This window comes from Nostoc sp. FACHB-133, from assembly GCF_014698055.1.
In the GTDB taxonomy this organism is placed as follows: Bacteria; Cyanobacteriota; Cyanobacteriia; order Cyanobacteriales; family Nostocaceae; genus Nostoc.
In genome coordinates this window covers 206,282-232,918 of sequence record NZ_JACJSH010000003.1, presented here as the reverse complement: position 1 = coordinate 232,918, position 26,637 = coordinate 206,282, and the positions used below count along the sequence as shown (strand labels likewise).

Here is a 26,637-nt window from a genome sequence, read left to right as displayed (position 1 = left end):
GATGCCTACGGTTGGCTACGCCTACGCATTTGTTGATTCGGAGTTCGCATTTGTTGATTTGGCGTTCGCATTTGTTGATTTGGCGATCGCATTTGTTGATTCGGCGTTCGCATTTGTTATTTTGGCGTTCGTATTTGTTATTTTGGCGTTCGCATTTGTTACTTCGGCGTTCGCATTTGTTACTTCGGCGATCGCATTTGTTGATTTGGCGATCACATTTGCTATTTCGGGGTTCGCATTTGCTACTTCGGCGACTGGGTTGTTTGAGTTTTTCAACTTACCGTGAGTTGGTTAGAACGCAATACAGTTCAGTTTGCGATCATTTAGTTAATACTGAGGCAAGATGAGCAGGACGAGATAAGTGTGGGCAATGTCCTCCAGGCATTTCTATAGCTTCAACTCCCAAGCGCTTACGTGCAGCGTAGTGTGACCATGCAGGAGAGATTATCAGGTCATCAGTACAAAAAATATATTTATACTCTACATTTGGTAGAGCATTCAAGGGATTAACCTCAAAAATATATGCCATTGATTGCTGCGAACGTCCTTTTGAGAGTGCCCAGTGCATTACATCCGGCTGACAATCTTGATAAAAAAATTCCATCAATACTGCTTCATCTGAAAAGTTTTTCCCAGCAGAAACAGGATTAAACATATAAGGTTCATCATCAAATTGTTCGAGTTGATGTGACTCTTTTGGTTCGTAATTTAATGATTTGAGGCTATCAGAATCGAGATGATGAGAAAATTGCTCAAGTGTACTAGTTCCTGGGTATGGAATAAGCGCGGTAAGGAATACCAGTTGACGTACTTGACGCACTTCTGCAACAAGGGGAATAACAGTACCAGCCATTGAGTGACCAACCAGCACAATATCATTATCAGTTTTTGGAAGCGCTTGCAATACTACATCTGCAAATTGCGATAAACTTGCAGACGCATCTTCAATTGGCAAATCCATTGCTATTGTTTTGTGACCTTGCGCTTCTAAATAAGGAATTAACAAATCCCAACACCAAGCGCCTTGGAAAGCGCCATGAACTAGACAAAAAAGACTCATAGCGATTTTAAGTTTTTTGAATTGTGCTTAAGTAGGTCGGCGCAATTAAAGCTAACTAGCAAATGCTGTCATTTGTCATTAGTAAGCAATACCGTTCAGTTAAGGACAAGACTTAGCGAAAATTAAGAAAAAACGAACCGCAAAGACCGCAAAGGACACAAAGGAATAAGATTTTCAGAGAGTTTTTGCGTAAGTGCTGAAAGGTTTTTGGCACTAACTGAACCGTATTGCATTAGTAAGGGCTTAAAGTCTATTTGTGTTTCGTAACATACTTGGGGTTTTTCGCGCCAACTTGCTTATCTTGTACCTTACCTATTGCAGTATTGTCAATAAGCTGCTTTGCGTAAAAACGGTGAAGTTTAATTAGTACTATTTCTCAATATCCCAATGGATGGCGGAAATCACCAACCACTTTGTCAAGTTCTTGAGCGATCGCCAATAACTCCATCTCGCGCCATCGCTTTCCCACAATCTGCATTCCAATCGGTAAGCCATTGTGGGTTTGCCCGATGGGAATCACCACCGCAGGATGACCACTGAGATTAAATGGCATGGTGTAAGCACCGTTTGCCACCGCATGAGGATAGGATTTACCCTCAATATCAATGGCGCTCCAAGCCGGACAATGGGTAAATGCAGGAGTTGCTGTCACAGGAGTGAGCCATACATCCCACGCTTCTAAAGCTTCATCCATTTGGGCAATTAAGCGATCGCGTTCGGTGAGTGTCTCAAAATATCCTCTGAGGCTGGGATTCAAAATTTCTGGCAGAAAGCTGCTGAAATTTCCCAACTTTCGGAGTTTTTTGTCGCCTTGAGTTGCCGTGCGAAAGAGTAACTCTAAGCTGCGTAGCACATTATAGCGATCCTTGGGTTGGGCGTAGTTGTTGATGTATGCTTCCATCCGCCCGCAGAGGTTCCACACTGTCGATAAATCAAAGTCTTTGGGAAGCCAGCGTTCAACATAACTACCTGCTTGAGCGAGTTTTTGCACGACTGTCTGTACTGCGCCTCGAATTTCCGCAGCAACCGGAACTTCCACCCATTCATCAATCCAAGCAATTTTAAGATCCTGCAAAGACTTGCCTGATGGAGTATCAAGGGGAATCGGTGGCACATCTGGGCGACGTAGATCCGCACCAGCGATGAGCGAGAAGCAAAGGCGAATATCTTCGAGCGATCGCGCAAAACAACCAATAGTCAACATTTGCCGCAAGCATAGCGGCATTCCCGGTACTTCAGGGATACTTCCGGCGGTAGAAATACGGCGATCTGTTGGCTTTAAACCATACACGCCGCAGAAAGTTGCAGGCTGGCGCACGGAACCCGCAAGATCGTTGCCTACATCTAATGATGAAAGTCCGGCTGCAACAGCAGCAGCACTGCCTCCAGAACTGCCCCCTGGTGTGTAGTCAAGATTCCAGGGATTATTTACTCGTGGAAACAGAGAATTTGTACTTTGAAAATCACCAGCCAGTTCTGCCATGTTCGTTTTTCCTAGGATAACGGCTCCTGCTGCCCGCAGCCTGGCGACAACGGTGGCATCCTGTTGAGGAATGTAGTCTTTGAGAGGAATGTAACCTGCTGTGGTACGGAGTCCTACTGTTTCAAAAATGTCTTTGATCGTCACAGGGACACCGTGCAGAGCGCCCCAGTGTTCTCCTTTAGCTAGGGCTTCATCCGCTTGCTTTGCTTTGGTACGAGCATTGTCTTCATCTAAGGTGCAAATTGCATTCAGCTTTGAGTTGTGTTTAGAAATCTGCGCCAGGTAAGCATCAAACACTTCGACAGCAGAGACTTGGCGATCGCGAATCATCTGAGCAAGTTGATGAGCGGGTAGAAAAACTAAGTCACTCATAGGTCTATTTCACTCATTTGTCAGATTTTAAGGCTTGATCAAGTTAATTATATTTACTTAAGTTGAAGAGGTTACAAGAGACATCTCCAGAAATGAAATATACTTTACCCAGAAACCTTGTAGAGACGTAGCACTGCTACGTCTCTACATTCTTTTTCGGAGATGTCTAAGGTTTAAAACTCCAGGTCTAATTGCGCCTTGACGATCGCTATGCTCGAAATAGCTCAACCACTGTTGGCTTAGTCACTTTCCCCATTGCATTGCGCGGTAATTCTTCGACTATCAAAATTTGGGTTGGCACTTTATAAACAGCCAATCGCTCTTTTGCCCAACTCCTAAAAGATTCTAATGTCAAAGGTTGTAACCCTTGCAATACTAATGCAGCACAAACCCGTTCACCCCACTCTATATCTGCAACCCCAACCACTGCACATTCTTGAATATCTGGATGCGATCGCAATACTTCTTCAATTTCTAAAGCTGAAACTTTATAGCCTCCGGTTTTGATGATATCCACACTCATCCGTCCCAGAATGCGGTAGCTACCGTTCTCAATGACGGCGGTATCTCCAGTACAGAACCAGCCATCTTGGAAGGCTTTGGCGGTTGCTTGGGGGTTTTGCCAATATTCGAGAAACACTCCGGGGCCTTTAACTTGGATCTCTCCTGGTGTTCCTACTGGGACTAACTCTCCGTTCTCATCTACTAATCTCACTTCAACTTCAGGCAAAGGCTTTCCTACATATCCAGCCAAACGTTCACCGTATAAAGGGTTGGATAGCGCCATACCGATTTCCGTCATCCCATATCGCTCAAGTAGAAAATGGCCGCTGATAGTCTGCCACTTTTCTAAAACTTGAACTGGTAATGCTGCCGAGCCAGAAACCATCAGGCGCATCTTAGCACAGCCTTCTGACATACTTTTTTGACGTTCCTTTGAGGCATTTTCCCAAGCGGTAATGAGCTTTACATAAATTGTTGGTACTGCCATAAATAGGGTTAAGTTACCGTCACAAATTCGTCTCCAAACGGTTTCGGTATCAAACTTGCTCAACAGATGACACTCCGCACCTGCCCATAAAGCACAAGTCAGGACGTTAATAATTCCATGAATATGATGTAGTGGCAGTATATGTAAAATGCGATCGCTAGATGTCCATTCCCAAGCGGTGATTAAGCTAGTTACTTGCGCTTGAATATTTTGATGAGTTGTAACCACACCCTTCGGTTTACCTGTTGTACCGCTAGTGTAGAGAATTAAGGCGCGTCTAGTGATATCTACCTCTGGGAGACAAGCAATATTAGATGGAAGTGTTTCTGAGGTGAGGATGAATCGCAAATTGTGTTCTTCGGCGAGCGATGCCTGCGGCGGTAAACTACGCAGTATACTTTCAAAATTAGGATGAGCAACAATAATCGATGCTCCAGAATTGGTAATTACATACTCCAATTCTGGGCGCGGATGAGAAACACACAGAGGTACAGCTATGCCACCAGCACGCCAAATCCCCCATTGAGTAGCTACATACTCAAATCCAGGTGGGATGAGGAAGGCAACTCGCTCCTCTTGTAAATCTTTTGCATTCTGAAGAAGACTTGTTGCTATTTGACTGGAAGTGTGAAGCAAATCCCGATAGGTAAATGATCCATCCGTTGTAGTGATAGCTATTTTCTCGCTGTGTTCTTCAGCACGAATAATCAATGGGAGATTCACGTTTATTTACCGATTTAGGGTTAATGCAGTCTACTTACTGAAAATATATATACTAATCCTATTTGCTTTAGATCCCCGACTTCTTGAAGAAGTCGGGGATCTTTTTATTGGTAACTTGATGCTACAACCAACGTTGTTTTTTAGCATAAGCAATACTACAAATCACAATTAAGATCATTACGCCAATTACAGCAGGATAAGCCCAAGGCTGCTCTAATTCAGGCATATATTTGAAGTTCATACCATAGAAACCAGACATGAACGTAATTGGTAAGAATACGGTCGAGAGGATAGTCAGGCGATTAATTCGTTCACCGGTTTTGCTAGCAATATTATCACGTTGGATTTCCATTAATTCTGACATCCAAGCTCTCAAAGCTTGATATTCTTGCCATAATTTATCAACTTGATGAACCAACTCTTCTTTGAATAGCTCTTTTACTGGCTGGGTGATCCATTGAAAATCATCGTAATCCATAATAGCCATAAGTGACTTAATACTTTGAAAATTACGTCTTCCTGAACGAGTAGATTGCCTCATAGTAGCAATTCTTTGGTACGTTGATTCATCACCAGAATCATCTAAAACTTCATCTTCCAAATCATCAAGCTTTCTAGAAATATAGTCAAAGACAATATGATAATTATTCAGAATCTCTTTAAAAATCAGATAAAAAAGATAGTCTATTCCCCATTTTTTAATATCTAGAGGGCGCTTTTGTAAATTATTAGCTAAGATACTTAAAACTTTTAATTCAGTGATTTCAAACGTAATTATAAAATTATTTCCAACTACAATATTGCCACGTGCAACCTCAAATTCATGATTTTTTATTTGAGCAGTTAGAATTTCATAGCTGTCAAATAAACAATCTTCTACGTCTTCATCAATTCCTAAAGGGGAATGGTTGAAAATCATGTTAACACGAGATGGATTGAGTTCAAAATGTTTGATAATTTTAGCCGTCCCAGTGCGATCGCGGAACTGAACACAGCGCAACCAAATATTCTGAGAAGCATCAATTCTTTTCAGTACCGTATCGACATCCCTATGAGTGAATATTTCCAGGTTATCTGGATAAAAAGTGAGGAGAATTAGCATATAGCCATCCTAATTGAGCCGTGAGAAAATACGGTGACTCATCTTGAACGATAATTGATTTAACTACAACGACAGATAAAAGGTCAAAGTCTGCGATTTCTGATGTTAAATAGACATATTACAGTGATATTTTACCTCGGAAGCTCCCCCCAACTCACCTTAAAAGCCTTGCTCTAATTCCCTCCTTTTTACCTACCGTGTACACACAAGTCTAATTACTCCCCTTAATCCCCCCGATGTTTTGGGGGGAAACAAGAAATCTAGTTCCCTCCCCTTTATAAGGGGAGGGTTAGGGTGGGGTAAAACCTTATTTAATCAACTATTTCAAACTTGTGCGTACACCGTAGCCTTTTTACAGAGAGTAAAGTAAACTCAAGCGAATTGGGACATATGGGCTAATAGTATAAGATGGATCGTCATAATATGGGATGACGGTATTGAGTCATAGCTCAGTTTTTTTCCGTGTTCCCAGATTTAGGACGAGAAGCTTTCGCTGGTGCTGAATTATTTTGCAGAATTGCAATTTCTTTCTGTGCATCTTGATAACTATCTTTTTCACCTTGCTGCTGGAATAGTTTTGCAGCTTTTTTGAAATCTGCGATCGCTCCCTGTTTATTTTTCTGCTTGGTGCGAATCACACCCCGGTTATAGTAGGCTAAGGCGTTGTTAGCATTAATTGCGATCGCTTGTGAATAATCTTGATTGGCAGCTTTTTTATTTCCCAGTTCAAGATAGGCGTTACCACGATTGTTGTAAGCAGCTATATTATTAGGGTCTAGTTTCAGAGCTTCGCTGTAATCTTCAATAGCGCCTTTATAATCTCCAAAAGAAAAGCGGTGAATACCTCTATGAATATAAGCGGCAATAAATTTAGGGTCAATCTGTAAAATAGTATTGTAATCTTCAGTGGCTTCGACTTTATTTCCCAGATCGCTGAAAACATCACCTCGATTAAGATATGCTTCTATATATTTGGGATTAATGTTAATTGCATCTGTGTAATCTTTAATGGCTGCATACTTTTGCTTATTAATAGATTGAGTTAAAGCCCTCTGATAATAAGCTTTGGCATCACTAGGATTAATCTTAATTACTGTATCGAAATCTTCGATTGCTCCTTGCTTGAGTCTGAGGCGACGGCGGATAATCCCTCGCTGTAAGTAGGCTTCGGTATACTGAGGCTTGAGGGCGATCGCTTTACTAAAATCTCCAATTGCCCCTTTATTATCTTTCAATTGAACACGGGCTAACCCTCGCCCATAGTAAGCATAAGCATCATCAGAGTTTAATTTAATCGCTTGGGTATAGTCTGCGATCGCTTCTTTGTATTTGCCTAATTCCGAAAAAGCAAATCCTCGGTCAAAATAGGCATTACCATCTTGAGGATTGAGTAAAATGGCCTGACTAGAGTCTGCTTGTGCTTGCTCATAGTCTCCTAATCGATAATAAGTATCGCCTCGCTTATTATAAGCTAAAGCATTTTTCGGATCTAATTCAATAACGTGATTGAAATCTTTAACTGCTCCTTCATAATTTCCTGCATCATATTTATCTAGCCCTTCTTGATATAATTCTTTTTGAGCATTACTTATAGGTTTTGGCGAACTTAAAAACCGCACTCCTACACCAAGTATGATTAAGCCAGCTATCCCAGTCAAAACTATTAATAATTTTTTACCTGGCTGTTTTTGCGGAACTTCAATATCTGTTAACTTTTTCAGGTCATCTAAAACTTCGGTTGCATACTGATAGCGCTTCCGATAGTCCAAACGCACCATTTTATTAATAATTTTTACTAGCTTTTTGCTGATTTTTATATTTTTGTTATACCAAAGGATTTCACCAGTCAGGCGATTTTTTTGATTGTGCAAATTAGATACTTCGTTTGCGGGTAAACCTAAAATTGCTGCGATCGCAACCATACCTAAAGCATATATATCACTGTTATATTTAACGTTGCCGTTAACTTGTTCTATAGGCATATATTCGATATTTTCAGCATTATTAGTGATGGATTCATTAAAATTACTAAAATCAACCAAAACTAATTTTTTATCTGATTCTCGGCGAATAATATTTGTCGGTTTAATATTCCGGTAAATAACACCCAAGCTATGTACAATCACCAAAATTTCTAATATCTCTGATAAAAGATAAATTACTTGGTCTTCCCTCAGAGTTTGTCCCTGGATAATTTCCTCAGTAAAAGGATTACCAGGGATGAATTCTTGGACTATATAGAATTCTTCGTTTTCTTCAAAATAAGCAATTAGCTTCTGAATTTGGTCGTGTTCCTGCCCTAGTTTTTCTAAAGTTTCTGCTTTACTGGCAAACAAGCGAGGCAGGATAGTTAAAGTTTGAGAATTGCCGCTAGGACTACGTAACTGCTTGACTACAAATTGGCTCTCAGGAAGACTTGCATCTTCAACTAGATAGGTTTTTGCCTTTTCCCCATCATTCAGAACTTTTAGTATTCGGTAACGTCCATCTAGTAAATGAATAGGCATCAATATAAATATAGTCTTATAAATTGTTTGATTATAGCTTACGTATTATTACTGGTAACTATTTTCTTTAAAAAATATCTTCGTCAAAACAAATCAATGCCATTGTGGCAGGTAAAAGTATTAATTACTAGCTAATGCTGCATATTGCTAGTAATATTTTTTTTTATTAAAAGAATGTTATTGATTTAGTACGGTTATATATTACCAGATTTAAGTAAAATTTGTGAGTTCAACGAGGCTTGGAAAAAAAAGTTAATCCATCGGGGGGGATATTTTGATTGGGACTATTCAGCAATGCCACTCATGACAGATAATTCTCAAATAGGGTAAAAAAATAGCAGTTTGAATTATGTATAACCCCAGATAATAAATCGAAAATGAACGTATTTGGGCGAAAAAAAGCCTTGGTAGCTACTGCGAAGCGTCAATTCCTCAAGGCGCTCAATGACCGCGACATCGCTGCGATTAATAGCTTAGTTGTAGAGTTACAAAGGATTTTGAGAGCGAAAAAGTTAACTGATTTGATTGTTAATGAGGTAATGGTTGAATGCGATGCTGACAGCCACAGTTGGTTTTGTCAAATTTTTCTTGGACAAGCCCAATATGAACAGATGGAGGGAAAAGCTCAAAGTAACGTCTTTAAAATTTTAGTGAGTAAAGGTTTGGAACTGGGCAAAGACTTTAGCTCTGGGCGCGATCGCAGTATTATTATAGGCGATCGCGCCAAGCAAGTCTTAATCAGCGAAGTGCCCCAGGAGCATCAGGCAGCATTTGAGGCACAGTTAGAATCCTCGCTAGTTTTAGATCCAGTTACCACCATCGAACAGCAGTTAGGGTGTGCATTTTTTACCAATTTGACTGAGATTGCCATTCAACAAATAGAATTACTGAGTAATTCTCAAGCGGCTGCTTATCTAGGAGTGCTAGTGGCTGGATTAGTATCGCGTCATCCTCAACTTCAGGATGCGGACTTTCCCACACGATTTATTGTCAATGCTCTCCAAGGACTGTCGCAAGAACGAGCAATGGCAATTTTGAACGATCCAGAGACAAATCCTCAGTTCGATGAAATGATTATTTTTGGGCATTTATTAGCAGCAATGGGAGATAAAGAATATCACCGCATTGCTGAAGAAGAGGGTGGTATCAGTCTTGAACAACTTAAAAAACTTGATTTAGTTTGGTGTGGTGAACGCCGACTTTCAGAAATGATAGCCATGATAGAAAAATGGCATTTCAAAGATAGATAATCAGCAATTTAAAATTCAAACTTCAGTTCTATGCTGGCACGACAACTTTCTCACTACCAGCTAGTCCAAAAGCGGCATGAATGGCTTGCAAAGCTTTAACACCTTGCTCTTGTGCTACGACACAACTAATTTTTATTTCTGAGGTGGCAATCATTTGAATATTAATTTGGTGTTGGGCTAGCGCTTCAAACATTTTTGCAGCAACACCTGGTTGTCCCACCATACCTGAACCGACAATACTCACTTTAGCGATCGCACTATCTAAAACAACTTCGCCCCATCCTAACTCTGCCGCTACTTGAGTAAGCATTTTTTTGGCATTTTCCCCGTCTATCCGTGAGACTGTAAAGGCAATATCTCTCCTAGGAACACCATCAATCACCCGACAGCGCTGAGATTGAATAATCATATCAACGCTGATATTGTGTTGCGCTAATAATCCAAATAACTTCGCCGCCATCCCTGGACGATCTGGTAATTGGCGAATCGCAAGACGCGCTTGATTCAAATCTAAAGCAACACCGCGAACGGGAGGTGGGGAGTGCTGAGTGCTGAGTGCTGAGTGCTGAGTGGGCAGTGAGGGGGATAAAAGAATTAATTTATCTTCCCCTGCCCCCCCTGCTTCCCCTGCCTCCCCTGCTCCCCCTGCTCCCTGCTCCCTGCTCCCTGCTCCCTGCTCCCCTGCCTCTATTTCAAAGGCGGTACGGAGTGCTAAGACGGCGCGATCGCATTCTGCGGCTGCAACTACGCAACTTACTTTCACTTCGCTGGTGGAAATCATTTGAATATTCACGCCAGCTTCGGCTAAGGTGGCGAACATTTTTGCAGCCACACCGGGACGGCCAATCATTCCTGCGCCAGCGATGCTGACTTTGGCAATGTTATGTTCTAGCATTACCTCGGCTTCGTCAGACTTGGGATTAGATGGATTTCTCAGTGCTGGGGCGATCGCTGCGGCTACTGCTTCTGCTCGTTTTAAGATTGGAGTGGTGACAGTAAAGGCAATGTCATTACTGTTACCTTCATGAATTGACTGAATAATCAAATCTACATCTACTTTTTGTCGGGAAATTTCGCCAAACAACCTGGCTGCTACGCCTGGTTTATCGGGTACGCGCAACAATGCTACCTTTGCTTGGTCGGTGTCAAATTCTACAGCATCCACAGGACGGGCGATTTCTAGATTGATTAGCGATCGCCCTTGGGGTTTGGCTGATGTCACCCAAGTACCTGGTTGATCCGTCCAGCTAGACCTAACTACAAGGGGAACACCATAGTTACGAGCAATTTCTACAGCACGGGGATGCAACACTTTTGCACCCAAGCTAGCTAGTTCCAACATTTCATCGCAGGTGATGTCATCCATCAATTGGGCTTCGGCAACTAAGCGGGGGTCTGTAGTTAGAATCCCTGGAACATCTGTATAAATTTCACAAAAGTTAGCTCGTAATGCGGCTGCGATCGCTACCGCCGAAGTGTCAGAACCACCGCGCCCCAAAGTTGTAATTTCCATCTCACCAGCGCTGGATGTACCTTGGAACCCTGCTACAACAACTACTTTACCTGCATTTATGTGGCGACAGAGGCGAGTAGTGTCAATATGCAAAATCCGAGCGCGGCTGTGTTCAGCTTCGGTAACAATTCCTACCTGAGCGCCAGTCATAGAAATTGCTGGTTGTCCGAGTTCCTGCAAAGCCATGCTGAGTAAGGCGATGGTTACTTGTTCGCCAGTGGAAAGCAGCATATCCATTTCCCGGCGGTTTGGATTGGGAGAAATTTCATTAGCTAGTTTGACGAGTCCATCGGTGGTTTTGCCCATTGCTGAAACCACTACTACCAGAGAGTTTCCAGCTTGGACAGTTTTATAAACACGCTGTGCGACAGCTTGAATGCGTTCCACTGAACCGACAGATGTACCACCGTATTTCTGAACTATGAGCGCCATAACTTTTATGCAATCAATTGTGTCTGTTTTGCTCAATGCCTCCGCCGGGTTAGGAAGCCTTGAAGATATTAATAGATATTTAGTTTACTAAAAATTGTGTAGCATACCCAATCATGAGTTGATTATTCAAAAACTACATCTTCGTAAAGTGATGCCATTGTTTCCTCAAAATCCACGCTGTTGAGTCGAAATGATTGATGTTCTGCTGTGTAGGATTGTAAAACCCACAATCCTTGCTCATTGCGGCGAAAAGACTCGACTCGCTGACGTTTGGTATTAATTAAAACATACTCTTGCAGACTTTCCAGTGTTTGGTAATCAGCAAATTTATCGCCCCGGTCAAATGCTTCGGTAGAATTAGATAAAACTTCGACAATTAAACAGGGAAATCTTTTATAACCTGGCGTTTCTTGATCTCGTTGATCGCAAGTAACCATCACGTCGGGATAATAAAAGCGATTCAGAGATTCAATTCGGGCTTTCATGTCAGCGATGTAAACACGACAACCAGAGCCGCGCACATGATTACGGAGGAGAGCAAATAAGTTTCCCGCAATGGTAACGTGTGGATCAAGCGCTCCAGCCATTGCATAGATGTAGCCGTCTATATATTCATGCTTGATATCGCTCTGTTCCTCCATTTGGAGGTATTCTTCAGCAGTGAGGTGGTTTTGTTGAGGCGAGGCTATCATAGTTGAAACTTTAAGGTTTGAATGATATTTATTGATGGCAAGTATATTTTATAATCCAATACCTTTCCGTTAAGGCAAGAGACGCGATAAATCGCCGTCTTTACAAGAATGAATCTTTTGTAGAGACGGCGATTTATCGCGTCTTTAAGAGCGATTGCCAGTTTTCGGCTAAATGATATACCAAAATGAATGCGTGAATTACTCAAATGAGTAAGCAAACTGGAGTTTGAGAAAGTAAAAGCTGTTTTTGCTTGCGGAAAACACTAAAATGCGAGATTAAAAGCTGCTTTTGTTTGCGGAAAACACTAAAATGCAAGATTAAAAGCTGCTTTTGAAGAAGGAAAAGCTGTTTTTGTTTGTGGAAAACACTAAAATGCGAGATTAAAAGCTGCTTTTGAAGAAGGAAAAGCTGCTTTCGTTTGTGGAAAACACTAAAATGCGAAATTAAAAGCTGCTTTTGAAGAAGGAAAAGCTGCTTTTGCATAAGTAATCAGGCATTTTTACTTAACTCAATATGAATTTAAGTTTAGGCGATACCTTTCATTCGGAACGGTATGCGATCGCGATCGCACTTTTCAGTTTTATCACAATACGCTTTGCACAAAACTAGCTTATTCTGGATTTGAGGAAAGGCGATCGCGCAAATATGCTAAATTTTCACGAACAGTAACAGTATTAGGATGATCCACTCCTAACCGTTGCTCAAAAATATCTAAAGCTTGGATGTAAAGGGGTTCGGCTTCGCTGTATCTGCCTTGGGAGTCGTATAGTAATGCTAGGTTGTTGAGGCTAGAGGCGACATCTGGATGTTCTTCTCCGAGCAGCTTGCGTGAGAGTGCTAAAGCTTGGATGTAAAGGGGTTCGGCTTCGCTGTATCTGCCTTGGGAGTCGTAGAGTAATGCTAGGTTGTTGAGGCTAGAGGCGACATCTGGATGTTCTTCTCCGAGCAGCTTGCGCCTGAGTGCTAAAGCTTGGATGTAAAGGGGTTCGGCTTCGCTGTATCTGCCTTGGGAGTCGTAGAGTAACGCTAGGTTGTTGAGGCTAGTGGGGACATCTGGATGTCCATCTCCAAGCAGCTTTCGCCAGAGTGCCAAAGCTTTGATGTAAAGGGGTTCGGCTTCGCTGTATCTGCCTTGAGAGTAGTAGAGTCCCGCTAGGTTGTTGAGGCTTTGTGCGACATCTGGATGTTTATCTCCGAGCAGCTTGCGTGAGAGTGCTAAAGCTTGGATGTAAAGGGGTTCAGCTTCGCTGTATCTGCCTTGGGAACGATAGAGTAACGCTAGGTTGTTGAGGCTAGTGGCGACAGATGGATGTTCATCTCCAAGCAGCTTTCGCCAGAGTGCCAAAGCTTTGATGTAAAGTGGTTCGGCTTCGCTGTATTTGCCTTGAGAGTAGTAGAGTAACGCTAGGTTATTAAAACTTTGTGCGACATCTGGATGTTCATTGCCGAGCAGCTTGTGCCTGAGTGCTAAAGCTTGGATGTAAAGGGATTCAGCTTCACTGTATCTGCCTTGAGAGTCGTAGAGATACGCTAGGTTGTTGAGGCTAGAGGCGACAAATGGATGTTCATCTCCGAGCAGCTTTCGCCAGAGTGCCAAAGCTTTGATGTAAAGTGGTTCGGCTTCGCTGTATTTGCCTTGGGAGTAGTAGAGTAACGCTAGGTTATTAAAAATTTGTGCGACATCTGGATGTTCATCTCCGAACAGTTGACGCCAAAGTGCCAATGCTTGGATATAAAGGGGTTCGGCTTCCCTGTATCTGCCTTGAGAGTAGTAGAGATACGCTAGGTTGTTGAGGCTTTGTACGACATCTGGATGTTCATCTCCGAGCAGCTTGCGCCAAAGTGCCAAAGCTTTGATGTAAAGGGGTTCGGCTTCGCTGTATTTGCCTTGGGAACAGTAGAGTGACGCTAGGTTGTTAAGGCTAGTGGCGACAGATGGATGTTCATCTCCCAAGTGTTTTTTAGCGACTTCTAGACATTGTTTGAACCAGGGTAAAGCCTGGTTACATAAACCTTGAGCATTGTAAAATGTAGCGTTGCCGTAGAAAGGCCAAAGTAAATCATTATGGCTGACGTATTGAATGAGATGATTCGCTACTTCAGCTATATGAGGAATGGCAGGAGAAATGGCAGTGATTTGCTCAAGGGTAGACGATTGAAGAATATCTTGGGCAACTGCTACCATTACCCGGCAAAAACTTCGCTTTAATTCCTCCTTTTTATCTAAACCTGTAAGCTTATATTGAAAAAACTCCCGCAACAGTGGATGTAATTGATAGATTCCCTCACCTTTGCGCTGAACTAAATGCAGATTAAGCAAGCTATCATCTCTAATTTCTTCTAAATCTTCGACATCTTCATCTGGTAAACACTGTTCCACCAAATTCCAAGGTATGGGTGCGGCGGCAAATAAACTTAGTAAACAGCCCAATTGTTTATCACTGTCCTCTAATTCCTGCCAACTCAACTCAAAGGCTGCTAACACACCTCGTTGTGCTGTCATGTCAGCTTCCGACTTAGATTTAGAGAGAGAACGCTCATCTAATCGCTTGTTCTCCAACCGCCGCAATATTTCTGCTAGAGATAAATCCTCTTTCCGCGCCAGATAGCGCCCCACTAATTCCACACCCAAAGGTAAATATCCCAGCCATTCACACAAATGATTTGCTAAAGCTAATTCTTTTTCAATTCGCCCCGGTGTTTCTTTGAGTAAAGACTTTAATAACTCCAGCGCCGCCTCTGGTTGCAGCACATCCAAAGATAACTGTGCGATGCGTCCCAACTTCTGGCGGGTAGTCATCAACACTTTAAACCGAGAAGGTAGCGACTGTAAATAAGGCTTAACTTCCTCGTAGTCGCTGACATCATCCAACACTAGCAGCACATTACCATCACGCCAACGCCGCCAACAATATTGCACTTGCGCGACTATATCAAAATCTTCTGGCGGCTTTAAATCAAGCTGCGTTCTGGCAAACTGCACAACTTGAATGCCCACATCACCAGTCTTTGCTAGCAACCAGCAAAGCCCACCGTTATATGTTTCGTGGCGTTTGATGGCATATTGTAAGGCGAGTTCTGTTTTACCAACTCCACCCATGCCTGCTATTGCTGCGATCGCAACTTGTTTATTATCCTGCAAAAGTTGGTGGAGCTTTTGCAATTCTTTCTCACGTCCAACAAATTCCACCACCCCACTCAGGGGCAAATTTTGCGGTATTTCAGTAGAAACTATCGATTCCCCTTGGGGCGACTTTAGTCAGAAGTTAAAGGTGTTACCAGAAATGGTATTAGTTCCACCTTTAATATTTATTCCCTGCCAATTTTCAATAATAGTGTTCGTCAGTTGAGGTTGTGCTTCATTGGCTACAGCTTCCACAGCTTGAGCAATTTCAGGATCTTTCTTTGCCGCTTCCTCTACCTGCTGCCCAATGAGATAAGCTTGACCATAATCTAAAGATTGTGTTTTAGCCTGTTCGATAACCTTCGCCGTGCTAGGTTCCTTGCGTTTCAGCAGAACTAACAACTTTTCGCCTTCGTTCCAAGCCTTTTCGCCGATGATTTCCCCAGTTTTTTCAAAGGCTTTGATGATTACCAAAGTTGCGATCGCAGCTGCTGTCAGCGATACTGGCTCCATAAGTTTGTCAAAATATACGAAATTTTACTTATGGTTCTCAGTTTAACAGCCTCTAAAGAGGTGATGGAGAGCAAATAGCAGAATAAACTATAAAACAATTAAAGGGACGACTCCAACAAGTGAAATCGTCCCTTTAAACTTATAAATAGTGAAATATTTTCTATCTGCTTACTCTGGAAGGTTCAACCCACTCATCCCAAGAGCTATCGTAGCCATCATAGGTAATTTTATAAAGATCGTTACTAACTTCTAAAATCTGCCCTTTATACCATTTCCCCTTCCACAAAATTCTTACTGCATCTCCAACTTCAAATGATGCCCGGAAGCGTTCAGCACCAACCCATTCATTCCAGGAACTATCATAACCTTCATAAGTAATATAGCAATTATCATCATTAACCTTAAGTACCGTTGCTGGATACCATTTTTCCTTCCAAAGAACCTCAGCCTTTTGTCCTACAGAACAGGGTGAAGCAGCAAAAGCACTGGGAATCAATGCGGCTACCCAAGTTGCCATGAATATGGCACCAAATAATACTTTATTTCTCATGATTCTATCCTCAAGCAGTAAAACAGAATTTTGATTGTGATTGATGGAAATCTAACTAAAAATTTCCATTAACTCTTACTATTGTGATGGAATCAAATTAGCGATCGCCTCAGCAAAAATTATGAATTTTCGCCGCTAGTTATGAAGATATCGTGTTTGAAATTAACAAAAATAGCTTATTAACCAGGATTTTACCCCACCCTAACCCTCCCCTTGGAAAGGGGAGGGAACTAAATTTCTTTTTCCCCCCTTTCCAAGGGGGGATTAAGGGGGGTAATTCAACTACCGTAGCCTTAAAAGGGGGGTTAGGGGGGATCTAAAAGTGCCTAAGCTCACCACAGCGAAACACTTTTCAAACAACCTCTTAGTCGAAAGGCTCAGATACCCGACTTCTTCAAGAAGTCATCGATCTAATTATTAGTATTCATACTGAAACTGAATTTTACAGTTTGTTGATATTTTTTAAATTACGGGTTCTAAATCTAATTTCATAAATTCCTAGTAAACCCGATGCTACTAGCAAAGGTAAGAAATAATAGATTCCCCGATAAGCTAACATTGACCCCAAAATCGCCGCCGCCGAAACTTGGGATGAGAGAATCAGCAAAATTATAGTTTCAAATACACCCAAACCACCAGGGACATTACTAACAACACCTGCAAACATCGCTAGTAAGTAGATACCCAAAAAATCTAGATAGGACAAAGATATATTAGTGGGAAGCACTGCATAAAGAATTGCTGCTGCCAAAATCCAATCAAGACTAGAAATTGCTATCTGAATAAGGGATATCTTAAAATCAGGAAATCGAAATTCTTGCCCACGAATTATTAAAGGTTGTTTAATAAAAATACTTCCTAGCAAATAACTAGCAACCAATAGCAGAAAAATCACGCCGATGGTACGCACAGTAGCAAAAGGTAAATGTAATTGAGTGGGAATTTTGAGGGGGTTGATGAGGAATAAGCAACCTGCAACGGCAAACATCCCCAACCAAAAAGTAAAATTGGCGAAAGCAATTACTTGAGCGATCGCAACTGCTGACACTCCCCAAGTAGCATAAAATCGATAACGGATAGCACTGCCAGTCAGCAAAGCAAAACCTATAGTATTACTAAACGCGGAGCTAATAAAGCTGGTTAAAGCAATCTTGTTCCAGTTTAGGGAACGATTTATGTAACTAAAACCCAAAATATCGTACCCAATCATCACTAGATAGCCCAAAACCGTCAGCCAAATTGCCCAGCTTAAGCGGCTTTTGGGGATAGCAGCTAGAGAGTTGAGGATGTCACGATAATTATACTCATGCAGTTCGTTAGCGATCGCCCACAGGGAAAGCACCAGCAGCGACAAGCCAAACAGTGTGCTGAAATTAAGTTGCAATTTTTTAAGCATCGTGAAGAAACTTATCCTAACTCTTGACTTTTAACTTACAACAAGTCGCAAAGTTTACATCCTCTTGACACAACATTGACAACTTACTTGCGTAAACTTAATGGTTGCCAGCACAGACTGTCCAATGACCTGCAAAGATGAACTACAAACACTCAAAAATTATCTTGCTAGTTTCAGTATTAACCCTAGTTAGCTGTAATTTATCCCAAAATGTCGTAGCAAAACCACCTCTACAGCAGGATTTAAAAACAACTCCTTCTGTTCTTCCAACAAAGTCTAATACTGGCGACTCAGCTACTCACTTAACCTACAAAATTGCAACCTACGATAGTCAATTAATGGGTGCAAATCGCACTTATGGCGTTTCTTTACCCCCTGGCTATGAACAAAACCCAAAACAAAGATATCCTGTAATCTTTCTCCTCCACGGCGGACATGGTAATCCCAATGATTGGTTTATTCAGAATAAGGGAGAAGCTCTCAAGACAGTGGAACAACTTTATACTACAGGTAAGCTCCCACCTAGCATTATTATCACACCAGATGGCAACGACAAACGTGGCTCTAGTCCCTACCGAGATCCCGAATATATTGATGGCCCTAACGGTAAAGTCTCCACAGCCGTGGGTGATGAGTTAGTAAAAGTCGTGCAAAGCCGTTATCATACACTAAATAATCCAGATTTTTGGGCAATAGGTGGTTTATCTTCTGGTGCTTGGGGTGCAATGAATGTCGGGTTACATAATGTAAATCATTTCTCAATTTTATTTAGTCATAGTGGTTATTTTGAAGATAAAAGCGGCCCAACAAATAGCCCAATAATTTATATAAAAAGCATTCCCACACCAGCTACAAAAAGATTGCGAATTTACTTAGATTCAGGCAAAGCAGATATTGAAGAAATCGATGAAGCTAAAAATTTCTCTAAAGTACTAAATAATCTAAAAATTTACAATTTGTTTCGTCAATTTCCTGGCAGTCACACTTGGCAATATTGGCGGGAACATTTAGCCGATTCTTTGACGTTTGTGGGTGAACAATTTAAATCTGCTGAGATGGCAAGTATGGCTCGTAATGTAGGTGCTAATAATAAAAATCCTTAGCGATCGCCAGGATAAATAATACTATTTTGTAAATCCGTTGATATTTAAATATCACTGTGGAAAACTCTACTGCCATTCTTAAGCAGATTCACTATAGTAAGTTCTAACGGAGGTGATTTTTCTAACCATAAAAAATATGAAAATTTCTAAATTGTTAATTAGTTTGCTAGGAGCGATCGCACTCTTTACAACTGCTGGCTATTATTATGTATTTATATTAGGTGCGCCGCAACTAGACCCACCCCAAAAAGTTGCAAAGACTGGACTAAAGTTTCAATTATCAACCTTCAACTCTCAAGCGATGGGTGCAGTCCGCAACTATGGCGTGATTTTGCCGCCTGATTATGATAAAAATCAGCAAAAGCGCTACCCGGTGATATTCTTATTGCACGGTGGTCATGATGATGCTCGTGCTTATGTTAACAAGTATGCAGTCTTAGATGTACTACATCAACTTTATCAAACTGGAAAATTACCGCCATCAATTGTGATTACACCTGATGGTAATGATAATCGTGGTTCCAGTCCTTTCTACGATCCTGATTACTTTGATGGGCCGAATGGCAAAATAGGGACTTTAATTGGTTCTGAGTTAGTGCAAGTTATCAAGTCTCGCTACCGCACTTTAGAAGAACCCCAGTTTTGGGCGCTGGGAGGTCTGTCTTCTGGGGGATGGGGGGCATTTAATATCGGGTTACGCTATCTTAACAACTTCCACATTCTGTTTAGCCATAGTGGTTACTTTACCGATAATAGCGGTTCACAAAATAGCCCTCAACAAATAGTGCAACAGCTATCGCCTCAAGATAGGAAGCGATTGCATATTTACTTGGATGCCGGTTTGAACGATACTAATTTATTATCTTCTACCAAAGCCTTCCACGAAACCTTAAATAAATTAGGCATTGCTCATGTATTTTATGCGTTTCCAGGAGGTCATGGTTTGTCTGGTGCTGATATAGGCTGGAACTACTTCCACAAACACCTTAAAGATTCGCTCTCGTATGTAGGGGAACAATTTAAAAAGTTAGGAGTTAAAAGTTAGGAGTTAAGAGTTAAGAGTTTTAACACCAAAACTAATGACAAATGACAAATGACAAATGACTAATAACAAATGACTAATAATTTAAAAACTCAGATTGGACTTTGGAGTGCAGCTTTCCTTACTGGTTTAGTGGGAGTAGTGAATTTGTTGTCAGCAGTGACCCCTAACTTGTATGGGCGGAATCACTGGTTAAAGGAATTTTTGCCATTTGAAATTCGTGCCACGGGTCATATATTTGCAGCGCTGACTGGGTTTGTTTTACTTGCACTTGCTACTAATTTATTACGCAGAAAAAGAATTGCCTGGTTATTAACCATTGCTTTACTAGTAATTTCCATTTTCAGCCATTTGCTCAAGGGATTGGACTATGAAGAAAGTCTCCTCTCTGGAGTTTTACTGGTGCAATTAATCTGGATGCGCCATTTTTTTACGGCACAATCAGATCGTCCTTCAATTGCACGGGGAGTTAGAGTGCTGATAGGTGCTTTACTATTTACCCTGGCATACGGAACTATTGGATTTTATTTATTAGACGGCAAATTTTCAGAAAATTTTAATTGGAGTGAAGCTGTACTTCAGACTTTAGCGATGTTCTTCACTGAGGATAATTGGGGGTTGCAACCAAAGAGCCGATTTGGAGAATTTTTTGCTAATTCTATCTATATTATTGCCGCAGTTACTATTACCTATGCAATAGTAATGTTATTGCAACCTGTATTTTGGCGTAATCTAGCAACGCCAAAAGAGCGCCAAAGAGCTAAAGAAATTGTCGAGCAATATGGGCGTTCTTCTTTAGCAGCGATCGCACTCTTAAATGACAAGAGTTATTATTTTAGTCCTACTGGTAATAGTGTAATAGCTTATGTTCCCAAAGGCAGGGGTGCGATCGCATTAGGAGATCCCATAGGCCCCATTGAAGACCGCCAAGAGACAATTGTTGCTTTCTGGCAGTTTTGCCAACGCAATGACTGGTATCCAGGCTTTTACCAAACTTTGCCCGATGATGTTGAGCTTTACAAATCATTAGGATTTAAGGTACTCAAGATTGGAGAAGAAGCGATCGTTGACCTAAAAAGTTTTACATTACAAGGTAAAGCTGGTAAAAATTTTAGACCATCAATAAATCGTTTAACTAAACTGGGATACCAAATCGAGTTTTACCAACCACCCATTGCTGATACTTTGTTGCACCTCCTCAAACCTGTGAGTGATGAATGGCTAAAGATGGTACAAGGTTCAGAAAAACAATTTTCTTTGGGCTGGTTTGACGAAGCTTATCTGCGAGAGTGCGAGATTGCTGTGGTGCATACTCCCGAAGGTAACATCAGCGCCTTTGCCAACATTCTCCGGGAGTACCAACTTAACGAAGCAACTATTGACATGATGCGACATCGCTCATCTCTTGAGAATGGGACGATGGACTTCCTATTTATTTCTCTGCTTGAGCATTTTAAAGAGTGTGGTTACGACAGCTTTAATTTCGGTCTTTCTGCCCTTGCGGGAGTTGGAGACAACCCAGAATCACGCCGCTTAGAGAGAGTCTTGCACTATCTTTACGAGCATTTAAATCGCTTCTACAACTTCAAGGGGCTACACGCCTACAAAGACAAGTTCCGCCCCAGTTGGGAACCGCGTTATTTGGTTTACCCCAGTTTAGCTGCCTTACCAGATGTAGTTGTAGCATTGATTCGCGCAGATTCAGGCGATCGCCTTTTTGATTATTTCAAACCCGGAGCCTAAAGGCATCTATTCTGGCATTAACCCCATAACACCTCATTCTAGGGCGATATCTATGATGGACTCGCCTACACAAATTGACATTTTTGTGATACAATTGTACTATAAAGGAATGAACCTCCGGTGAGTATGTAACGCTAAGTCTGACAGGAAATCTCCAAAGTTTGTCATAACCGAATCCCCATAGTAGTTAGTACACTGAGGTCAAAATTTCCCTTACCTTGAACGAGGGGCAAAATCTCCTTGTCTTTATTTGACATAAATTTATTGTGTGTTTGTCCTTCAAGTTTTCACGGTTGGAAGAACTTATTAGAAACCGTGGCTTTAACAGACTTATTGACCTTTAGACGGAAGGTGGAAATATGAGAAATAATCAAATTTCTCTGCTAGAACTCATCAATTTTTTTGCAGAACATCGCAACAATATCATTATTAATATCAAGCATCTGCAAGAAAATTATCAAAGAACAGGTATCAAGCGGGTTAGAGGTGTGAGAGACGAAAAAGGGGAACTCTTACAACCTTGGTTGCAAACAGAATATATAGATAATGCTGAGTATGCTGGCATGGGCGAGTTTCAATTTAACCGCAATACCGCTACTATCAATATGCTTATCAAACGTAAAGTCAAACTTACCAAATCTGAAGATCAAACCCCCACTTTTGAGGTAGCAGGTTTGCTGGTAAATGACCTCAGTAGCTTTAATAATTACACGATTGTAAGTGACGGTAAAATCAATATAAAGTCTTTACAAGTCAAAATTAGTAGTAAAAAAGCTTTTGATTGGCTCAAAGAAAAGGGTGTGTTAGATGCAGAAAATTTTGACTTCCATGCTGAATATACCATCCAGCTAGATAACTTGCCGCTTGTCTCTTCTGATAGTCGTTACAGTAATATTGATGGATTATTCAATCAAATTGCAGAAATTAAAGTACTTACTAGTATTATTTCTGCTTACTTGAAAAAAGAGTCCGAGATATTTATAGCGCCACAGTTAGATGAGTTTAAAAAGCACTATCTGTCTAAGAATACTTACATCAATTTCCCTACCACTAATGAATATACCGATATCCAAGAAGCTTTAGTTAATGGTACTCTTGATTCCAGATTGAGCTATAAAATCGACATCGGCAGTCAAGATATTCTGAACTTGAGTAAGTTCCCTTCGGCTAATAAGTTTCTGAATAGAATGTATCGTCTTTATGATAAAGAAACTGGAGAGATTATCATTAAGCCGAATTTTGAGATGGTATTTGATGAAAATCTAGCTGTTAGGCACAGGTTACTGTCATCACGTACCAAGATTACGAAAGTTGACGAGTTTATGAAACCAATTTTTGATGATTTTCTTGGGCTTGATCAAAATGGCATAGTTGTAGATATTCTGAAGAAAGTTGGTGCTAATATTTTGGCACAGTTATTTCAGGATAAACAAACTGGTAAGCAAATCAGCAAACAAGAAATGGTTACAGCTTTGAGCGCAGCAAATACCAAGCTAGAGAAATATTTAGAAAATATCTACCAAGAGAAGATTTCTCCTTTGGTATTTTACATTGGTTGTACTGGATTATTGCCAGATGAAATAAAAGTAAAACCCATGACTGCTGAGGAAGCTGCTGCTAAATATCCAAATTTGCAATTTTCTAAAAATGAGCAAGAGGGCACTTTTTTTGCAGTTGGTAATACTATTCTCAGCATCTATGCCAAGACTGAATATTACAGCAAACTTATTTCTGTCGGTATAGACAATTAGATTGCATATACCAATAGCCCGAAGATCCCCGACTTCTCTAAGAAGTCGGGGATCTTGTTTATGAACTTTTATTTAGGATTGTTATAGCAATTATAATCGCGGAAGAAATTGGACTTGCAGACGAAGGACTCATTACAATAGTGTTGCCTAAAAAGTTGCTGTCTACATACTCAATGCTGACCGGATAAATAAATCAGCAATGCCACCAATTCCTCTCCCAAAACCTGGGATTATGAATAGAAGCATCATGCCAAAGAGTCCAAATTGAGTATATTGCAGTGGCTTTAGCTGAGGAAAAATCTCACTGAAAACATGAAAGCCATCCAGTGGTGGAATTGGCAGTAGATTAAATAGAAATAATGTAAAATTAATCCGAGCCGCTAAATAAAGAAATTCGACGCTCAACAGTCCTGAAAGATTAAAAAGTTTGAGCAACACAGTAAATAGAATACCTAATGCCAGATTCGACAATGGGCCTGCTGCGGATACCAAAATATTGCCTAGCTTACCAGAGCGAAACTTAGAGGGGTTGACAGGCATTTGTCCCCAAGCTATACCCATGAGGCAGAGAAAGATGATTGATTCTTTACCCATGTGAACTACAGGATTAAGTGTCAGATGACCAGTTTGTTGGGGAGTGTTATCTCCCTGACTCATAGCAGCACAGCCGTGAGCAAGTTCATGCAAAGTAATGGAGAATATGACAATTACAACGATACTGAAAAAATGAATCGGCTCTGTGATGAGTGTTTGGATAAACATAATTTACTAAATTTTGGCAATGCACGTCTGCGTAATAACATATCTTTAGTATAAATTTTAATAAGTAAATTACTTAAGCTGCTACGGTAATTTTTGGTATATTTTATAAATAAAAAATTTACTAATTTTATTAATCTCAGTTGATTTGATAGCTTAAAAAACATCTCATAACACTTCAAGAATTTTAAAACCTAGTAGTAACTACGTATTTATTTTAATTTTTAGTATATAAAAAACTGACATTAACTCAAATCAAAAAGCTTGCTGTATAATAAAATACCTAAAAAGAGTAAAGTTAAAAATTACAGATAGATTTAGCTTTATTTGTGTCTAACTGCATCTCATAGTTTTATGTGTCTCTGGCTCAAAATATAGCCGCTATTGCCTTGTGATTTTGGTGCATCATTTTGCAAAGTTAATTTTATTACCTGAAATAGCAATAGATTTACTAATAATCTTTAAGAAAATTATGCATATATCAACTTCAATGAGACAATCTGACCTAATCTTCTCAACCTAAAGGAAGACAATGAACGATCGCACAAAGGCTCTCCAGGCTCTCGCGGCTGAACGTTGGCGCGTATCCCTGATTCTAAGTGGAGCCATGATGTTTATTTACTTTGGCTTTATCTTGCTAATCGCATTCAATAAGCCCTTATTGGGGTCATTAGTAGCTCCTGGCCTAAGCCTGGGAATTTTACTAGGAGCGCTGGTAATTGTCTCAGCATGGGTATTAATTTTTGTCTACGTGCGTTGGGCAAATAGCAGTTACGACGATCAAATCGCCAGGCTGACACGCAAGTAAATTAGTTATTAGCAATTTCTAGTCCAAAATCCAAAATACTAAACCAAAAAAGCATGAATAGTGTGTGGTTGGATCTGCCATTAGCGGCGGATATTACCAGTCTTGGTAAGTTTAACCCGTTGGCGATCGCTTTCTTCTTTCTGTTTGTTGTCAGTTCTCTAGGTATTACCTATTGGGCGGCAAAGCTGACCAAAAATACCGCCCACTTCTATACAGCCGGCGGCAAAATCAGTGGTTTCCAAAATGGGCTAGCCCTAGCAGGAGACTTTATGAGTGCAGCTAGCTTTTTAGGTATCGCTGGACTGGTGGCACTCAATGGCTTTGACGGCTTAATTTATTCTATTGGCTTTCTGGTGGGCTGGCCAATTGTGATGTTTTTGATTGCGGAACCACTACGTAACTTAGGCAAATACACCTTTGCCGATGTAGTGGCTTATCGCTTACAGCAAAAACCTGTACGCATTGCATCTGCGATTGGAACGCTGGCAGTGATTAGCTTTTACTTAATTGCTCAGATGGTAGGGGCTGGGGAGTTAATTAAACTACTGTTTGGCTTTGATTATGAGTTAGCCGTGGTCATCGTCGGTTGTGTGATGATGGCTTATGTGATTTTTGGTGGGATGATTGCCACCACTTGGGTACAAATTATTAAAGCAGTTCTGTTACTCGGCGGAACCATCTTGCTAGCTATTTTGGTATTGGCACGATTTGGTTTTAACCCACTTGCTCTGTTCGCTGCGGCCGCAGATAAATATACAGGTGTATTAGCTCCAGGTAAACAGGTTTCCGATCCCTTTGATGCCATCTCCTTGGGAATGTCGTTGATGTTCGGCACTGCTGGATTACCCCACATCCTGATGCGTTTTTACACAGTACCGGATGCTAAAGCAGCACGACTCTCTGTTACTTACGCTACAGCTATTATTGGCGTTTTTTATCTCCTTACCTTCATCCTGGGCTTTGGAGCAATGGTGCTAGTAGGGCAAGATGCCATCAAGCAAGTTGGGACTGGCGGTAACATGGCTGCACCGATGTTGGCAGAATTTCTTGGTGGTGATGCTTTCTTAGGCTTTATTTCTGCTGTTTCCTTTGCAACGATTTTGGCGGTTGTAGCGGGTTTGACACTTTCAGGAGCGGCTGCACTGTCTCATGATTTGTGGGTGAACGTGGTGCGTTCTGGTCATGCTGACGAGTCAGAACAACTGAAGGTAGCTCGCGGTGCGACAATGATTTTGGGCTTAGTGGCGATATTTCTAGGTATCTTGTTTAAAGGACAAAACGTCGCTTATATGGTGGGTTTAGCATTTGCGATCGCAGCTAGTGCCAACTTTCCAGCGTTGCTACTATCAATGCTTTGGCGGCGCTTTACCACTAGCGGAGCAGTTGCAAGTATGTTAGTCGGTACTTTCTCCTCGTTACTGCTGATTTATTTATCACCTACTATTCAGGTGACAATTCTCAAGCACGCTTCTGCACCTTTTCCACTGAAAAATCCGGGATTAATTACTATTCCCCTAGCGTTTATTGTGGCGATTGTTGTTTCACTATTGACTACTGAACAGCAGGCACAAGATAAGTTTGCCGAAGTTGAGGATCGCATCCACATTGGTTCTGGGATGTGATTTTGTGGCGTTGCTGATTATATATATGAATCTTGGTGTAGAGACGTTGCAATGTAACCTCTCTACAAGGGTTTTGAAATCACACAAAATCATTTTCATA

The 26,637-nt window shown here is 41.1% G+C and carries 21 protein-coding genes; 8 read left to right on the top strand and 13 right to left on the bottom strand.

Annotated features, from left to right (window positions below; genetic code table 11):
- The first annotated feature begins 1 nt into the window (after position 1).
- A complete protein-coding gene (locus tag H6G86_RS04340) occupies positions 2-286 on the top strand; it encodes a hypothetical protein (protein WP_190933348.1) in 285 nt (94 codons plus the stop codon).
- Between the two features lie 33 nt (positions 287-319).
- On the opposite strand, the gene H6G86_RS04335 is transcribed toward H6G86_RS04340, so the two are convergent.
- The 5 genes from H6G86_RS04335 to H6G86_RS04315 all read right to left on the bottom strand — a co-directional run bounded on the left by H6G86_RS04335 (position 320) and on the right by H6G86_RS04315 (position 8,238).
- Positions 320-1,060 (bottom strand): alpha/beta fold hydrolase, encoded by a 741-nt coding sequence (locus H6G86_RS04335; protein ID WP_190933280.1) that lies wholly within the window; start codon positions 1,058-1,060, stop codon positions 320-322.
- A gap of 376 nt (positions 1,061-1,436) precedes the next feature.
- Complete coding sequence (locus H6G86_RS04330) at positions 1,437-2,915, bottom strand: amidase (protein WP_190933279.1); 1,479 nt, start codon at positions 2,913-2,915, stop codon at positions 1,437-1,439.
- Between the two features lie 208 nt (positions 2,916-3,123).
- Positions 3,124-4,629, bottom strand: coding sequence for an acyl-CoA synthetase (locus H6G86_RS04325; RefSeq protein ID WP_190933278.1), 1,506 nt, complete (start codon positions 4,627-4,629; stop codon positions 3,124-3,126).
- A gap of 121 nt (positions 4,630-4,750) precedes the next feature.
- On the bottom strand, positions 4,751-5,731 hold the full coding sequence (locus H6G86_RS04320) for a magnesium transporter CorA family protein (protein WP_190933277.1): 981 nt from the start codon (positions 5,729-5,731) through the stop codon (positions 4,751-4,753).
- A gap of 449 nt (positions 5,732-6,180) precedes the next feature.
- Positions 6,181-8,238 (bottom strand): tetratricopeptide repeat protein, encoded by a 2,058-nt coding sequence (locus tag H6G86_RS04315; protein WP_190933276.1) that lies wholly within the window; start codon positions 8,236-8,238, stop codon positions 6,181-6,183.
- 377 nt (positions 8,239-8,615) lie between these two features.
- On the opposite strand from H6G86_RS04315, the gene H6G86_RS04310 reads away from it, so the two are divergent.
- Entirely contained in the window at positions 8,616-9,488 is an 873-nt protein-coding gene (locus H6G86_RS04310) for a hypothetical protein (RefSeq protein WP_190933275.1), read from the top strand.
- A 28-nt stretch (positions 9,489-9,516) separates the two neighbouring features.
- Here the strand turns inward: H6G86_RS04310 and H6G86_RS04305 are convergent, their stop codons facing one another.
- From H6G86_RS04305 to H6G86_RS04275, 7 genes are all read right to left on the bottom strand, one after another.
- The gene (locus tag H6G86_RS04305) at positions 9,517-11,433 is read right to left on the bottom strand and encodes an aspartate kinase (protein WP_190933274.1); all 1,917 of its coding nucleotides are present in this window, start codon (positions 11,431-11,433) and stop codon (positions 9,517-9,519) included.
- A gap of 122 nt (positions 11,434-11,555) precedes the next feature.
- Positions 11,556-12,125, bottom strand: coding sequence for a Uma2 family endonuclease (locus H6G86_RS04300; RefSeq protein WP_190933273.1), 570 nt, complete (start codon positions 12,123-12,125; stop codon positions 11,556-11,558).
- Between the two features lie 202 nt (positions 12,126-12,327).
- Positions 12,328-12,609: a hypothetical protein gene (locus H6G86_RS04295; RefSeq protein WP_190933272.1), complete on the bottom strand. Its 282-nt coding sequence runs from the start codon at positions 12,607-12,609 to the stop codon at positions 12,328-12,330.
- Positions 12,610-12,736: 127 nt separating this feature from the next.
- The gene (locus tag H6G86_RS04290; protein WP_190933347.1) at positions 12,737-15,319 is read right to left on the bottom strand and encodes a tetratricopeptide repeat protein; all 2,583 of its coding nucleotides are present in this window, start codon (positions 15,317-15,319) and stop codon (positions 12,737-12,739) included.
- A 66-nt stretch (positions 15,320-15,385) separates the two neighbouring features.
- Positions 15,386-15,763: a hypothetical protein gene (locus H6G86_RS04285; protein WP_190933271.1), complete on the bottom strand. Its 378-nt coding sequence runs from the start codon at positions 15,761-15,763 to the stop codon at positions 15,386-15,388.
- Positions 15,764-15,923: 160 nt separating this feature from the next.
- Positions 15,924-16,313, bottom strand: coding sequence for an agenet domain-containing protein (locus H6G86_RS04280; protein WP_190933270.1), 390 nt, complete (start codon positions 16,311-16,313; stop codon positions 15,924-15,926).
- Between the two features lie 442 nt (positions 16,314-16,755).
- Positions 16,756-17,709 carry a lysylphosphatidylglycerol synthase domain-containing protein gene (locus H6G86_RS04275; RefSeq protein ID WP_190933269.1) on the bottom strand — a complete coding sequence of 318 codons (954 nt, stop codon included), beginning with the start codon at positions 17,707-17,709 and terminating at the stop codon, positions 16,756-16,758.
- Positions 17,710-17,846: 137 nt separating this feature from the next.
- On the opposite strand from H6G86_RS04275, the gene H6G86_RS04270 reads away from it, so the two are divergent.
- The 4 genes from H6G86_RS04270 to H6G86_RS04255 all read left to right on the top strand — a co-directional run bounded on the left by H6G86_RS04270 (position 17,847) and on the right by H6G86_RS04255 (position 23,348).
- The gene (locus tag H6G86_RS04270; protein WP_190933268.1) at positions 17,847-18,812 is read left to right on the top strand and encodes an alpha/beta hydrolase; all 966 of its coding nucleotides are present in this window, start codon (positions 17,847-17,849) and stop codon (positions 18,810-18,812) included.
- A 136-nt stretch (positions 18,813-18,948) separates the two neighbouring features.
- On the top strand, positions 18,949-19,857 hold the full coding sequence (locus H6G86_RS04265; RefSeq protein ID WP_190933267.1) for an alpha/beta hydrolase: 909 nt from the start codon (positions 18,949-18,951) through the stop codon (positions 19,855-19,857).
- A 69-nt stretch (positions 19,858-19,926) separates the two neighbouring features.
- Positions 19,927-21,597 (top strand): phosphatidylglycerol lysyltransferase domain-containing protein, encoded by a 1,671-nt coding sequence (locus tag H6G86_RS04260; RefSeq protein WP_190933266.1) that lies wholly within the window; start codon positions 19,927-19,929, stop codon positions 21,595-21,597.
- A 359-nt stretch (positions 21,598-21,956) separates the two neighbouring features.
- Positions 21,957-23,348: a hypothetical protein gene (locus H6G86_RS04255; RefSeq protein ID WP_190933265.1), complete on the top strand. Its 1,392-nt coding sequence runs from the start codon at positions 21,957-21,959 to the stop codon at positions 23,346-23,348.
- Positions 23,349-23,510: 162 nt separating this feature from the next.
- Here H6G86_RS04255 and H6G86_RS04250 read toward each other — a convergent pair whose 3' ends face one another.
- Positions 23,511-24,110, bottom strand: coding sequence for a site-2 protease family protein (locus H6G86_RS04250; protein ID WP_190933264.1), 600 nt, complete (start codon positions 24,108-24,110; stop codon positions 23,511-23,513).
- A 529-nt stretch (positions 24,111-24,639) separates the two neighbouring features.
- On the opposite strand from H6G86_RS04250, the gene H6G86_RS04245 reads away from it, so the two are divergent.
- Both H6G86_RS04245 and H6G86_RS04240 read left to right on the top strand, forming a co-directional pair.
- Entirely contained in the window at positions 24,640-24,915 is a 276-nt protein-coding gene (locus H6G86_RS04245) for a DUF485 domain-containing protein (RefSeq protein WP_190933263.1), read from the top strand.
- 53 nt (positions 24,916-24,968) lie between these two features.
- The gene (locus tag H6G86_RS04240) at positions 24,969-26,537 is read left to right on the top strand and encodes a sodium:solute symporter family transporter (RefSeq protein ID WP_190933262.1); all 1,569 of its coding nucleotides are present in this window, start codon (positions 24,969-24,971) and stop codon (positions 26,535-26,537) included.
- Positions 26,538-26,637: the final 100 nt, after the last annotated feature.